Source organism: Rhodospirillum rubrum ATCC 11170 (genome assembly GCF_000013085.1).
Lineage (GTDB): Bacteria > Pseudomonadota > Alphaproteobacteria > Rhodospirillales > Rhodospirillaceae > Rhodospirillum > Rhodospirillum rubrum.
Map to the genome: position 1 here is coordinate 1,022,200 of NC_007643.1, position 13,526 is coordinate 1,035,725.

Sequence of the window (13,526 nt, forward strand, 5' to 3'; positions counted from 1 at the left end):
GCATGGCCAAAGGCTCCGGCGCGAGGGGATAAGAGACGACTTGTGACAGTATGAGGCAGGGCGGACAAGTCAAGTCTCGAAGAAATCACCGGGTCGGGAAAGAACGAAGTAAACCATTGAGAAAATATTGGCTTTTCAGGATCTGCCCCTTAAACGCTCTTATTCCTTGGGTGGTTTTCCTCCGGTTGCGCGCCTAGTCTTTAGCGGTTTCGATCGTCCTTGGCGGGGCGTGTTTCCCGGCGAACCGGATGGGACAGCCAGATCAGGCCGATCAGGACCAGGAACAACAGACCCGACAGCCAGAACAGGTCGGTGATCGACAAAATCAGGGACTGGCGGCCGATTTCCGCGTTGATGATGCCGTAGATTTGGCCGGTGGTCAGTCCAAGGGCTCCCAGGCCGGCTTCAAAATGGGCGGTCGGCGCGGAATAGGCGGTGACGCTTTCGGTTAGATAGGCGTGGTGCCGGGTCGCGCCATTCTCCCACAGGGTGGTCCACACCGAGGCGGCGAACGAGCCGGCCATGATCCGCATGAAGTTGTAAAGGCCCGAGGCGGCGGGAATGCGCTGCTGATCCAGCCCCGACAGGATCACCGTGGTCAGGGCGATGAAAAACGTCGCCATGGCGAAGCCTTGCAGCAAATGGCTGGCGGCGATGTCCCACAGGGCGACATCGGGGCTGAAGGTTGAGCGCCAGAAGCTGCAGACGGCGAAAATGAAGAAGGCGAAGCTGGCGAACAGTCGGGGATCGACCTTGTGAATGGTGCGGCCGATCAAAGGCGACAAGAGAAGCGAGAAAAATCCGATCGGCGCGGTGACCAGCCCGGCCCAGGTGGCCGTATACCCCATGACGCTTTGCAACCACATCGGGATGACCACCAGATTTCCGAAGAAAACCGCATAGCCCAGGGTGATGGCGATGGTTCCGGTGGTGAAGTTGCGGCCCTTGAACAAGGTCAGATCGACGATCGGATGCTTTTGGGTCAATTCCCAGATCAGGAAGAACGTGAAGGTGACGACGGCGATGATCGCCAGCGCCATGATGGTCGAGGAATTGAACCAGTCGAGTTCCTTGCCCTTGTCGAGCATGATCTGCGTCGCGCCGACCCACAGCACCAGAAGAGCCAAGCCGATGGTGTCGATCGGCAGGGTGCGGGTGGCGCTCTCGCGTCCTTTCAGGGTGACGAAGGTGAGCCACGCCGCGATCAGGCCGATTGGACCATTGATGTAGAAGATCCACGGCCAGGACACGTTGTCGGTCAGCCAGCCGCCGAGAACCGGCCCCATCACCGGCGCCACCGTCGTTGTCATCGACCACAGGGCAATCGCCATCCCGGCCTTGGCCTTGGGATAGCATTGCAGCAACAGCGCCTGGGACAGCGGCACCATCGGTCCGGCGACCAGCCCCTGAAGGCAACGGAACGCCAGCAGGGATTCCAGATTGGTCGATAACCCGCACAACAGCGACAGCACGACGAACAACACCACCGCCGATAAGAACAGCCGCAATTGTCCGATCCGCCCGACCAGCCAGCCGGTCAGCGGCACGGCGATGGCGTTGGAGACGCCAAACGAGGTGATGATCCAGGTTCCCTGGCTGACGCTGACGCCAAGATCGCCGGCAATGGTGGTCAGGGCCACATTGGCGATGGTGGTGTCGAGCACGTTCATGAAAGTGGCCAGCGACAAGGCGATGGTGGCGAGGACCAGCCGGTTGCCGGTCAGGGGCGGAAAGGACGGAGGGGGCATGGGGGCGTCTCCCTTGGGGGCCGATCTCACCGGTCGGCGGTTATCGGCGCCGGCGCGAGGTCCGGCTCCGTCCGCATGTTCCGGGCGATCAGGTCCTTGATCAGCGCCTCGGCGTCGTGGTCGAGGTCGGCGAAGACGTCGGTCCGGGCGACGATGTCCTTTTGCCGGCCCGTCGCCATCTGCGGACCGCTTTGATCCCTGATCGAGACGTGGGCCTCCATCGAAAGCCCGACCCGCAGCGGACGCTGGGCCAGATCCCGGGGATCAAGGGCGATGCGAACCGGAACGCGCTGGACCACCTTGATCCAGTTGCCGGTGGCGTTCTGGGCCGGCAGCAGCGAAAAGGCCGCCCCGGTTCCCGCCGCCAGTCCGGCCACCGTGCCGCGATAGACAATGTCGTCGCCATAGATGTCGGCGGTGAGCAGGACGGGTTGGCCGAGGCGCATCGCTCCCAATTGGCCTTCCTTGAAATTCGCGTCGACCCAAACCTCGTCGAGCGGAATGATCGCCATCAAGGGCGTGCCGGGGGTGGTTCGTTGGCCGACCTGAACGGCGCGGCGGGCGACCTGACCCGACACCGGCGCCGGAACCACGGTGCGCCGCCACGCCACATAGGCTTCGCGCACTTGGGCCGCGGCCCGGGCGACGCGGGGATGGCTGGTTAGGCCGGTCATGTCGATCAGCACGCGGTTGGCTTCCTGCTGCTTGCGGGCGCCGGCCAAGTGCGCCGAGGCCTGCGTCACCGCGTCACGGGCGTGTTTGACCTCTTCGGCCGAAACGGCGCCGGTGTTGGCCAGTCTTTGACGGCGGGCGAAATCCTCGCGCAGCCGGGCCAGGGTGGTTTCCTGGGCCAGGACCGTTGCCGCCAGAACGCCATCCTGGCTGAACAGGGCGCGAACCTGGCGCACCGTTTCGGCCAAAGTCGCTTCCGCCTGATCAAGGGCCAGACGGGCGTCGGTCGGGTCGATGGTGACCAGCATCTGTCCGGCTTCGACGAAATCCGTATCGTCGGCATGGACCGCCGTCACCGTGCCGGCGATCTGGGGCGAGACCTGGATGATATTGCCCGCGACATAGGCGTTGTCGGTGGACATGTCGAAGCGGGCCGTCGTCCACCAGTAAATCCCATAGGCGGCGCCCAGGGCGATGAACGTCAGGGCGGCGGCGGACATCAACAAGGTCCGGCGTCGCCGGTCGCTGTCATCGGAAGAGGGGAGGGAGGGGGGCTCGGTCATCGCGGGCGTCCTTGGGATCGTTAGAGCGCTTTGAAGCAGAGTGCGACGATGATTTGCTTAACTATCAAGGTCTTAGAGCGGTGCGCGGGGAGCGGGGTCCCCGCTCGCCGCCCGAGACGGCGGCGGACCCTGGGGGGCGAAGCCGCCCCCCAGGGCATGGGCCAGCGCGATCGAAAGGCCGTATTGGCGATTGCGGAACTCCGCTTCCTGGCGGCGCTCGGCGATCAGCGCGGTTTCGGCCGACAAAACCGTTAGGTAGTTGGCCAGTCCCTCGCGGTAGCGCAGCAGGGCCAGACGATAGGCTTCCTCCAAAGAGGCCACCGCGAGGCTTTTCTCCGCCAACCGCGCCTGATTGGCCCGCCAGGAGGTGAGAGACCCGACGATGTCGCGCAGCGCCTCGAGGACGGCGCCGTTGTAGAGTTCGACGGTGATGTCGAGGGTGGCGTTCGCCTCGGCCAACTGACTCCGCAACCGCCCGGCATCGAAGATCGGCAAGGTGATCGCCGGTCCGGCGCCGGCCATGAAGCTGCCCGCCGTCATGAAGTTGGCCAGCCCGATCGACTTGAAGCCCAGGAAGGCCGTCAGATCGACATTGGGATAAAATCGGGCCTTGGCGGCGTCGATGCTCCGCGTCGCCGCCTCGATCCGCCAGCGATGGGCGACGATATCGGGACGGCGGCCGATCAGATCCGCCGGCAGGGTCGAGGGCAGGCCGACACCCGCCCTCATGCTCAGGCCGGGGCGGGTGATGGCCGCGCCACGGTCGGGACCGGCGCCGGTCAAAACAGCCAGATCGCGCCGCAGCAAGCTGATGCGTTCCTCGTCGCCGGCGATATCGGCCCGGGCGGCGGCGATGGCGGCATCGGCCTGACGGGTTTCGACCTCGGTGACCAATCCGGACCGCACTTGTCGGGCGGTCAGGGCCTGGATCTCCTGTTTCTGGCGCAGCACCTCGTGGCTGATGTCGCGTTGGTCGAAGGCCGCGGCCAAGCGGGCGTAGCTTTGGGCGATCGCGGCGGCGAGGTCGAGTCGGGCGGCCTGGGCGTCGATCTCGCTGGCGCGGAGCTCCCCCAGGGCGGATCGGTACTCGGCCTCGCGGCCCCCCCACAGGTCGAGGGTATAGGCGCCCTCCAGGGCGATCTTGTTCTCGGTCTTGACCTTGCCGGCCAAGGAGTCGGGATAGAGGCCGCCCTCATTGAACCGCTGATCAATGATCGACGCCCCGCCATCAAGGTGAGGGGAGAGCGCGGCCTCGGCCAGACCGGCCAGGGCGCCAGCGCGGCGGAGGCGCGCCTGGGCGACCTTGAGGGAGGGATTGCCGGCCAGGGCTTCGCCAATCAACTGGTTTAACTGCGCGTCATGATAGCCGCGCCACCACTCCCCCTCCGGCCAGGGGGCGACTTCGGGAATGGGATCGGAGGGCGCGGACAGGGCCAGGGTCTTGGCGTCGGTCATCGCCGACTGGCGGTCGATCCCGTCCCACGGGGCGCAGCCGCCCAGGATCAGCGCGATCAGCGACGGTGCGACCAGGAATGCCATGTTCATCGCTTCGCGCCCTCTAAAGGTTGCCTTAACTGTTACTGCCTAGGCAGTCGTATGAATAAAAAAAGGTCATGCGGTATTGGCATTGGCCAGGATGCGATCGAGGAGGCCCATCAGGATATCGGCCTCCTCGGGCGTGAAGCCCTTGAGGACGTGGTTCAGGGTCTCGATGGCGATGGGCGTGAGCTGGGGATACAACTCCTTGCCCAGGTCGGTCAAAGAGAGCCGGACCACCCGCCGATCCTCGATGCTGCGGCGGCGATAGATCAATCCCCGCTTTTCCAGGCGGTCGAGCATCCGGGTCATCGATCCGCTGTCATAACCGATCGTCCGGCATAACTCGGCGGCACTGGTGTCGACGCCACTGGCGATGCGAACCAGCACGACCCATTGCGGCCCGCTGATGCCCAGGGGGATCGACCGACGGTCGATCGCCGCGCGCAGCTCGGTACCGATATCGATCAGATGGCGGGCGATATTGCGCGCCGCATCATAAGTCTCGGCCGTATAGATCGGGGGGAGGGGGGCATCTGACGGGGACATGGGGCTCTCAATGGCTGCCTAGGCAGAGAGTGTCGTGGCCGAGGCTGCCTGTCAAGGAGCGATTTTTCCGCCTTCCCGCCTTGGGGAGTTAAAAACCGTCTTGGCGTGGCGCGGCGGTGACGGAGGGCATTCCATCGCCCTGGAATTGATAGTAAGAATTAATTTCTTCTGCATCTAACGGAAAGGAACCGCGGTGGGAGAGCGCAAGAGCAGTATCTCGAACAGCCCGGAGGGCTCCCATGCGCGAACTTCGCTCCTCTGATTTTTTCACGGATCGGCCCGCCGTGACGGGGATGCCGTTGGAGGTGGAGGTCAAACCCGTTTCGCTGCAGACGGGGATGATGGTGTCCTTGATGTCTCTTCCTTCGGCCTTTGAGGCCACCGCCTATAACGACCGGCCCTTTATTCATTTTAGTTGTTTGTTCCAGGGAATGGTCGATGTGACCTTTGGCGGTGGCGCGTTCCGTTTGGAGCCCGGGGCCTTGCTGACCAGCTACGCCCCGGAGGAGCGCTTTCATTTGTCGTTTTCCGGGCCCTATCGCACCATCGAACTGATGGTGACGCCCGAAACCCTGGCGGCGCTGGCGGGACCCCAGTACGATCGCATCGGCGACGATATCCACCGGGGTTTTTGCGTGCATCACAAGGCGAACGACCGCCGTGTCCGCGATGCCGCCGCCCGCCTCGCCTGGCTCATGGACGAGGGGCAGGCGCCGCCCCTGCTGATCCATGCCGCCACCCTCGAATTCCTCGCCTGGCACCTCGCGTCCTATCGGTCCGCCGAGGATGGCGAAGCGGTGCCCTTGCGGGAGCGCAAGCTGCTGCTGGCGGCGCGGGAGCGGTTGCTTCAAGATCTCAGCGCCCCGCCGACGATCGCCGAACTGGCCCGGGAGACCGGCCTGAACCAGCTCAAGCTCAAGCGTGGGTTCAAGACGGTTTTCGGTCATAGCGTCTATGGGCTATTCCAACGCGAACGCATGGATCGGGCGCGGCTGCTGCTCCAGCACCATGGGGTGACGGAAACCGCCATGATGCTGGGCTATAGCAATGTCAGCCATTTCGGCGCGGCCTTCCGCAAGCAGTTCGGCATCCTGCCCCGCGAAGCCCGCCGGGGCGCCCTCGGGTGATCCGATAAGCCGGGCGACCGCTTAGCGGCTTTGTTCCCGCCACAGCGCGGCATAAAGGCCGGCCTGGGCGAGGAGGTCGTCATGGCGGCCCTGTTCAAGGATCCGTCCCTGGTCAAGGACCAGGATCTGGTCCGCATGGCGAATGGTGTGCAGCCGGTGGGCCACCATGATCACCGTCCGGCCTTGGGCCAGATGCGACAGGGCGCGCTGGATTTCATATTGGGCGGCCGGATCCACCGAGGCCGTCGCCTCGTCGAGCAGCAGAATGGGGGCATCTTTGAGGATGGCGCGGGCGATGGACAGGCGCTGACGCTCGCCCCCCGACAGACGCTGGCCGTTCTCGCCGATGCGGCTGGCCAAGCCATCGGGCAGGCGCGCGAGGAAGGGGTCGCAATAGGCCGCCGTGCAGGCCGCCGCCACCGCCGCCTCGTCCGCTCCGGGGCGGCCGATGAGCAGGTTTTCCAGAAGGGTTCCGTCGAACAATTGAACGTCCTGGAAGACGAAGCCCAGGTGCCGGTAAAGATCTTGCGTGTCGAGCGTTCGGATGTCCCGGCCGGCGATCGTCACCGCTCCGGCCTGGGGGTCGAAGAAGCGGGCCAGCAGGTGCAGCAACGTGGTTTTGCCCGACCCCGAGGGGCCGACGATGGCGGTCATGGTTCCCGCCCCCACCCGGAAGGACACGTCGCGCAGCACCCAGGCGTCGTCATAGCGGAAGCTCACGTTCTGGAAGGCGACCTCGCCGGCGGCGGCGAGCGTCGCCGTTCCCTCGGGCAAAAGCGGCTCGGCCCGTAAGGCCGCGATCCGGCCCTCGGCCAGCACCATCAAGCGCAGTTCGGTCAGAAACGCGGCGGCGTCGAGCAGTGGCTCGAGAAGCTTGCCGGCGACCAGGGCGAACAGCACCCAGGCCAAAGGATCGAGCGCGCCGCGGTTCGCCAACCAACCGGCGGTCAGCAACAGGCTTACCAGCCCGCCTTCAAGGCAAAGCCGATACAGCTGGATCGACCCGCCACCCCAGGCCTCCACCCCCAAGCTGATCTCGCGAAGGGCGGCGAAGCGCCGGTCCAGACGATCGAGCCAGGGCGCGGTTTGGTTGAAAAGCCGCAGGGTTTTCAGGCCGGTGACGAATTCCACGATCAGCCCCGAGGTCTCCTGGACCAGGGTCTGCTTGGTCCGGCCCCTGGCCAGGAAAAACCCCCTGGCGGCATTCAGGCCGATGATCGCCATGGGCAAAGTCACCATCAGCGCCAGCGACAACCGCCAGTCCACCCAGGTCAGCACGGCCAGGAACAGCAAAGGGGCGCTGGCCGCCGCCACTAGGTCGATGGCGACATGGGTGAAGATCTCTTCCACGCGCTTCACGTCGTCGGTGACGATGGCCGCTAGGTGCCCGATCCGCCGCTTTTGCAAGACGCCCAAGGGCAGGCGGCCGATATGGTCGATCACCTGTTCCCGGTAGCCGATCATCAGATCATAGGCACCAAGGAAACAGGCCATCTGCCCCAGATAGGAACACAGCATCTGACCGGCGAGCAGGGCGGCGAGACACATCCCGAGCAGGGGCAGCGACAACGCCGGTTCCCTGCCGGAGACGGCGTCGGCCAGCCATAGGGAGCCGAGGAAAAAGGGGGTGATGGCGAAAATCCGTTCAAGCACCCGCAAGCCCAGGCCGCGCCACAGCGCGCCCTTTGGCCGGCCGCTGGTGGCGATGACCCGGTTCAAGGCTTCAAGAATGGGCGGCATCGGCGGTCCCCTTGGGGCGGATGGACCAGGTCTCGCTGTCGAACTGGCGCCGCCAGAGGGTTTGATAAAGCGGGCAGCGCTCGAGCAGATCGGCGTGGCGGCCGCCGTCGATCACGCGGCCGTCCTCAAGAACCAAAATCTGATCGGCTTGGGCGATGGCGGTCAGGCGGTGGGCGATGACCAGCAGCGTCTGGTCGGGATAGGCCGCGCGCAGCGCCTGATAGAACCGTCGTTCCGTGCGGCCGTCGGCGAAGGCCGTCGCCTCGTCGAGCACGAGCACGGGGGTTTGGCTGATCAGGGCGCGGGCGAGGGCGATGCGCTGGCGCTCGCCGCCGGACAGGCGGGTGCCGCGCTCGCCCAGGGTGGTGGCGTAGCCCTCGGGCAGGGCGGCGATGAAATCCTCCGCCTGGGCGATGCGCGCGGCGTGGCGAACCATGTCTGCGCCGGCCTCGGGGCGGCCCAGGCGCAGGTTGTCCATCAGCGTGCCGGCGAACAGAAAGCTATCCTGGCTTGCCACGCCGATCAGCCCGGCGCGCCCGGCCTCGCTCAACGAGGACAAACTGACCGCACCCACGCGGATGTCGCCGCGATCGGCGAGGACCAGCCCCCCCATGAGATGGGCGATGGTGCTTTTTCCCGCGCCCGATGGTCCGACCAGGGCGGTGAAGCCGCCCGCCTTCAGGGTAAAGCTCACGTCTTGCAAAATGGTCCGCGCGCCATAGGAGAACGACACCCGATCAAAGGTGATGGCGTCGGCAAAGGCGCTATCGGCCGCCGCCGCGGGCGCTGGCGCCACGGCCGCCGGCGCGGTCGGCTGAAAGGCCAGCAAAGGGGCGAGACGGCGGACCCCGGCCAGGATCTCGCCGATCTCGGAGGAGAAATGGGCGACCTTGAACAGCGGCTTGAGCATGCCGCTTCCCAGCATCACGGCCAGGATGACCTCGGTCAGCTCAAGGGCGTGCTGGCGGTGGAGCCACAAACCAAAAGGCAGAAGAAAAACGATATTGGCCCCGAGCAGAACCATGAACGCCGACCAGCCGGGCACCGTTTTCCGCGTCATCGCCGTGATCATGGCGTGATAGCGCGCCAACAGATCGCGCATGTGCTCGAAGGAGCGGGCGTTCTGGCAAAAGGCCTTCATGACCGGCGCATTGCGGATGTATTCGACGGTCGCTCCGTTCAGCGCGCCGATGGTGCGGCCATAGTCCTCGATGCGCGGGCCCAGGCCGCGCATCAACAGCGCCTGGAGGGTGGCGGCCAGGGGCAGCGTCAGCAGGGCGGCGGCGGCAAGGCGCCAATCGATCCAGGCGAGGACCAGGGCGACGAAAACCGGACTGGCGAGGGCCGCCAGACATTCCACCGTGTGGTGGGCGATGAATTGCTCCAGCCGCTCCACGTCCTGGAGCACGATCTTTTTCAGATCCCCCGAACTGTGCCGCTGGAGCCAGATCAGGGGGGCGACGGCAAGGCGACGGACCAGGGTCTGGCGGATGTCGGCGAGCAGCCGGTAAGCGGCGACGTGGCTGAGATAATAGGCGAGGCTATAGAGCAGAAATTTGATAAGAAGGGCCGCCCCCATCCATCCCGCCAAGCCCAGCAGATCGCCGCCGGAGGCCGTCCCGGTCAGCGCGAGGCCGATCGACTGACTGAGCAAGGCATAGGGCGGCAGTTCGGCGAGGGCGGCCAGCAGGGTGATCGCCAGGGCCAGGGCCAGCCTGTGCCTTTCGGGGAAAAGCAGCCGCCAGAGGATGGGACGCGCCGGTATGGCGTTGCGAGCGCTTGTGCCGTCCGTCATCCCCCGCTCCATCCCCGTTAGAACCGATCCCCGAGCGATCCCGACCCGATCGCGACGACGATTTGCTTCCCTGTCAGCCTCTTGGGGCGGCGTGAGGGGAGTGGATGTCCCGCAAGCCGCCCTAGAACCCCGGTGACCGGCTTTCTTATACGGCGCCGACCGGCGGGGCTCCCCGGATCGGGTCGGCCACTGCTCCTTTCGGGATTATTTCCGGCGGTCCGCGAGGGCGCCCCTTCGGCGGGGCGGGATTTGCTTGTCTGTCAGAACCTTAGGTCAGTGAGCGGGGAGCGGAGTCCCCGCTCACCGCCCTAAAAGATCCCGTTTGGGGTATTTGCCGACCCGTCTCGGGGAGACGGGGAGAGGGCATGTAATTATGCCTCTCAGTCGCATCATTGAGCAGCGGATGCGTGGTCGGTTTTTGTCCGGGGGAGTTTGGAACGTGGTGTCTGAGATGAATCGCCGTCGGGCGCTGCCCGCCGTCCTAAGCCTTGCCGTAGCCCAGATGGTCGGCGCGACGGTGGCTGTGGCCGACGACCGCAAGGAAACCGCCCAAGAGGTCCAGGTGGCGGGGAGCGGCGAGGTCTACCAACTTCAGCCGGTGACCGTCACCGCCGAAAAGATGACCTCCACCGATCAGGATACGCCGGTCAGTATGACCGTGGTCACGGGCGAGGACCTTGAACGCTCCGCCGCCAAGGACACCATCGACATCGTTCGCCAAGTTCCCAACATGTATATGACCAAGGCCGGACAGCACGCCAGTGTCGCTTTCCTGTCGATGCGCGGCGTCACGCCCTTCATGGAGGCCGAGCAGCCGGTGGGCTTTTTCGTTGATGGGGTTCATTACCGCAACGTCGACATGGAGTTGCTTGATATCGACCGGGTCGAGGTGTTGCGCGGTCCCCAATCCACCCTTTACGGCCGCAACACCGAGGCCGGCGCCGTCACTATCATCACCCGCGATCCCGAACCCCATCAGGAAGGGCAGGTGTCGGTGGGGATCGGCAATTACAACCGAAAAACGATCAGCGGCATCACCGGCGGGCCTTTGGGAAGCGAAGATTGGTCTTATCGCGCGGCGGTGCAGTTTCTCGACAGCGATGGCTATTTCACCCGTGAGCCCGACGGCGCCGATGACGTGGACGATGCCACCAATGTGAACGCCCGTTTCAAGGTTCGCTGGCAACCCCAGCAGGCCTGGGACGTGATCGCCACCTATGACGGGGCGCGCTATCGGGAAGGCTCGACCAACATCGCCCCCCTCAGCGCCTTACGCGAGGACTCCCACAAGGTCTCGTCCAATTACATCGGCTCGAACGACAGCGATGTTCACGGCGGCAACGTTCGGGCGGTCTATGAGGCGCCCGCCGTCACGGTGACCTCGATCTCGGCCTATGGCTATGAAAACAAGGACACGACCTATGACGTCGATGGCAGCGCCCTTGATCTGATGCGCCTGCGGACCGGCGTGGATTATTCCCGCTTCACCCAGGAACTGCGCCTGAGTTCTCCGGAAGGCGCCAGCGGGCCGCGCTGGGTGGGCGGCGTCTATTACTTCGATCAGACCGACCACAATGATATCGATATGACCATGACCGGCATGGGAATGGGCGTCCAGTCGGTCCGCACGACGACCGACACCCGCAATATGGCGGCCTTCGGTCAGGTCACTTGGCCGCTGATCGACAGCCTCTCGCTGATCACCGGTCTGCGCTATGACCATGAACGCAAGGACGTCGAAAGCCAGCAGACCTGGGCGGCCATGGGGCGCGATACCGGCGTGGATCAGGATATGACCTTTCACGCTTGGCTGCCCAAGGTCGGCCTGGAATACAAGCCGTTTCCCACTCTGCTAACCTATGCCACCTATTCCGGCGGCTATAAGGCCGGCGGCTTCAATAACTTGGCTGATCCGGGGAACGAGAAATACGACGCCGAATACACCCGGAACTATGAAATCGGCGTCAAACACACCGCTTTGGACAACACGCTGTCGACCAAGCTGTCCTTGTTCTGGATCGACTGGACCGACCAGCAGGTCGAGGAATTGATCCTTTCGCAGTCCAATATTTCCAACGCCGGCCAAAGCGTCAGCCGGGGCGTGGAACTGGAGCTGGCTTGGAAAGCCACCAAGGCCTTGTTGCTGAAAGCCGGGGCCGGCTGGAACGACGCCCATTTCACCAAATATGAGGACAACGGCACGGATTTCTCGGGGAAGCGTCCGCCGAACGCCCCGGCCTATACCTATAGCCTTGGCGCGGATTACAGCTTTGAGAATGGCCTTTATGCCCATGCCGACTGGTTGGGCACGGGCGAGGTTTACTTTAATTCGGCCAATACCCAGAAGGAACGGCCCTATGGCCTGCTCAATCTGAAGACCGGTTATCAGGGCGAAAGCTACGAGGTGGCCTTGTGGGTCAAGAACGCCCTCGATGCCGATTACGCCACCCGTGCCTTCGATCTGGGCGGCGGCACCTATGGCGGCATCGCCGGCGATCCGCGAACCTTCGGCATGACCGTGACGGCGCGGTGGTGAGCATGGACACGACCGCCAAGCCCTTCCAAGGGCGCAAGCTTCTGGTGATGATCGGCTGCCTGTATCTGGTGCAGGGGCTGCCGGTGGGGCTGGCCTTCCAGGCCTATCCCGTGCTGCTGCGCGACGGCGGGGCCTCGCTTGAGCTGATCTCGCTGGTGCCGCTGGCCAGTTTGCCCTGGGTGTTCAAGGTGCTCTGGGCTTCGCTGGTCGAGAACCACTGGTCGGCTCGCCTTGGCCGCCGTCGGAGCTGGATTTTGCCGATGCAAACGGCCCTGGCCCTCAGTCTGGCGGGGATGGCGGTCCTGCCCTTCACCGCCGGCAATGCGCCGGCCTTGCTGGCGCTGGTCGCCGTGGCGTCGCTGGTCAGCGCCACCCAGGATATCGCCACCGATGGCCTGGCCTCGGAACGCCTGCATGGAACCGGGCTCGCCCATGTCAACACCGTCCAGGTCGCCGGCTTCATGATCGGCATGCTGGCGGGGGGACCTTTGGCGATGGTCGGGATCGGCGCGCTTGGTCATCTGCCGACGCTTTTGGGACTGGCGGCGATGGTTTTGCTCTGCGGCCTTCCCGTCGCCCTGTGGCGCGAGCCCGATCCGCCGCAAGGGGGGACGCCCGAACCAGCTTCGTTACGGGCCTTCTTCCGCCGGCCGGGCGCCTTGCCGCTGCTGGCTTTGGGGATGTGCGCCACCATGGGCGGGGCGGTTTCCTTCGGGGTGGCGAAGCTGTTCCTGATCGATGCCGGCTGGTCCCTGGACGCGGTCGGCACCCTGTCGGGAACGGGCAATACGCTGATGATCGTCGCCGGCTGCGCCATCGCCGGAGTGATGGTGGTGCGCTTTGGCGCCCTTTCGACCCTGGTGTTGGGCGGCGGGCTGGTCGGCATCAGCTCCCTGCTGTGGGCGGTTTTAGCGATGGATCCGTCTTTGGCCAGTCTGGGCGCGGTCTGGGGGCTGGCGACGGCAAGCGGTCTGGGAATCGGCGTGTGCACGGTGGCGTCGTATACGCTGCTGATGGGTTTCGCCCAGCGCGGCCGGCAGCCCGGCACCGATTATTCGGCCTTCCAGGGATTGCAGACGCTGGGCGAGATCGTGGTGATGGCGGCGACCACGGCTCTGGCGGCCCGGGCCGGCTATGCCGCCGCCCTGGTCATCGGCCTGATCCTGGCGCTGGCTTTGCTGGCGATGGTCGTGCGCCTGCGTAACCCGGGTTTCACGCCCACCGCTCTAACCGACGGCTATTGAAGCAAATCGCCGTCGC

General features: G+C 64.9%; 9 protein-coding genes. 3 read left to right on the forward strand and 6 right to left on the reverse strand.

What is annotated here, in order from left to right:
• Positions 1-200: 200 nt before the first annotated feature.
• The 4 genes from RRU_RS04500 to RRU_RS04515 form a co-directional block, all read right to left on the reverse strand.
• Positions 201-1,748 carry a DHA2 family efflux MFS transporter permease subunit gene (locus RRU_RS04500; protein ID WP_011388613.1) on the reverse strand — a complete coding sequence of 516 codons (1,548 nt, stop codon included), beginning with the start codon at positions 1,746-1,748 and terminating at the stop codon, positions 201-203.
• A gap of 26 nt (positions 1,749-1,774) precedes the next feature.
• Positions 1,775-2,983, reverse strand: coding sequence for an HlyD family efflux transporter periplasmic adaptor subunit (locus RRU_RS04505; protein ID WP_011388614.1), 1,209 nt, complete (start codon positions 2,981-2,983; stop codon positions 1,775-1,777).
• A 72-nt stretch (positions 2,984-3,055) separates the two neighbouring features.
• Positions 3,056-4,528, reverse strand: a complete 1,473-nt coding sequence (locus tag RRU_RS04510; RefSeq protein WP_011388615.1) for an efflux transporter outer membrane subunit — start codon at positions 4,526-4,528, stop codon at positions 3,056-3,058.
• Positions 4,529-4,594: 66 nt separating this feature from the next.
• Positions 4,595-5,068, reverse strand: a complete 474-nt coding sequence (locus tag RRU_RS04515; RefSeq protein WP_011388616.1) for a MarR family winged helix-turn-helix transcriptional regulator — start codon at positions 5,066-5,068, stop codon at positions 4,595-4,597.
• Between the two features lie 353 nt (positions 5,069-5,421).
• Here RRU_RS04515 and RRU_RS04520 point away from each other — a divergent pair, with 353 nt between their 5' ends.
• Positions 5,422-6,195: a helix-turn-helix transcriptional regulator gene (locus RRU_RS04520; protein WP_237703830.1), complete on the forward strand. Its 774-nt coding sequence runs from the start codon at positions 5,422-5,424 to the stop codon at positions 6,193-6,195.
• A gap of 21 nt (positions 6,196-6,216) precedes the next feature.
• Here the strand turns inward: RRU_RS04520 and RRU_RS04525 are convergent, their stop codons facing one another.
• The gene (locus tag RRU_RS04525) at positions 6,217-7,935 is read right to left on the reverse strand and encodes an ABC transporter ATP-binding protein (protein WP_014626054.1); all 1,719 of its coding nucleotides are present in this window, start codon (positions 7,933-7,935) and stop codon (positions 6,217-6,219) included.
• Positions 7,919-9,730 carry an ABC transporter ATP-binding protein gene (locus RRU_RS04530; protein WP_011388619.1) on the reverse strand — a complete coding sequence of 604 codons (1,812 nt, stop codon included), beginning with the start codon at positions 9,728-9,730 and terminating at the stop codon, positions 7,919-7,921. Before RRU_RS04530 ends, RRU_RS04525 begins: the two co-directional genes overlap by 17 nt.
• Positions 9,731-10,181: 451 nt before the next feature.
• Between RRU_RS04530 and RRU_RS04535 the strand changes: the two genes are divergently transcribed.
• Positions 10,182-12,266: a TonB-dependent receptor gene (locus tag RRU_RS04535; protein ID WP_014626055.1), complete on the forward strand. Its 2,085-nt coding sequence runs from the start codon at positions 10,182-10,184 to the stop codon at positions 12,264-12,266.
• Between the two features lie 2 nt (positions 12,267-12,268).
• Positions 12,269-13,510 carry an MFS transporter gene (locus tag RRU_RS04540; RefSeq protein ID WP_011388621.1) on the forward strand — a complete coding sequence of 414 codons (1,242 nt, stop codon included), beginning with the start codon at positions 12,269-12,271 and terminating at the stop codon, positions 13,508-13,510.
• Positions 13,511-13,526: the final 16 nt, after the last annotated feature.

What these genes read in the sequence shown, in the direction of transcription:
- RRU_RS04500 (WP_011388613.1), bottom strand. Translation starts at nt 1,748, where the DNA reads ATGCCCCCTCCGTCCTTTCCGCCCCTGACCGGCAACCGGCTGGTCCTC.
- RRU_RS04505 (WP_011388614.1), bottom strand. Translation starts at nt 2,983, where the DNA reads ATGACCGAGCCCCCCTCCCTCCCCTCTTCCGATGACAGCGACCGGCGA.
- RRU_RS04510 (WP_011388615.1), bottom strand. Translation starts at nt 4,528, where the DNA reads ATGAACATGGCATTCCTGGTCGCACCGTCGCTGATCGCGCTGATCCTG.
- RRU_RS04515 (WP_011388616.1), bottom strand. Translation starts at nt 5,068, where the DNA reads ATGTCCCCGTCAGATGCCCCCCTCCCCCCGATCTATACGGCCGAGACT.
- RRU_RS04520 (WP_237703830.1), top strand. Translation starts at nt 5,422, where the DNA reads ATGTCTCTTCCTTCGGCCTTTGAGGCCACCGCCTATAACGACCGGCCC.
- RRU_RS04525 (WP_014626054.1), bottom strand. Translation starts at nt 7,935, where the DNA reads ATGCCGCCCATTCTTGAAGCCTTGAACCGGGTCATCGCCACCAGCGGC.
- RRU_RS04530 (WP_011388619.1), bottom strand. Translation starts at nt 9,730, where the DNA reads ATGACGGACGGCACAAGCGCTCGCAACGCCATACCGGCGCGTCCCATC.
- RRU_RS04535 (WP_014626055.1), top strand. Translation starts at nt 10,182, where the DNA reads ATGAATCGCCGTCGGGCGCTGCCCGCCGTCCTAAGCCTTGCCGTAGCC.
- RRU_RS04540 (WP_011388621.1), top strand. Translation starts at nt 12,269, where the DNA reads ATGGACACGACCGCCAAGCCCTTCCAAGGGCGCAAGCTTCTGGTGATG.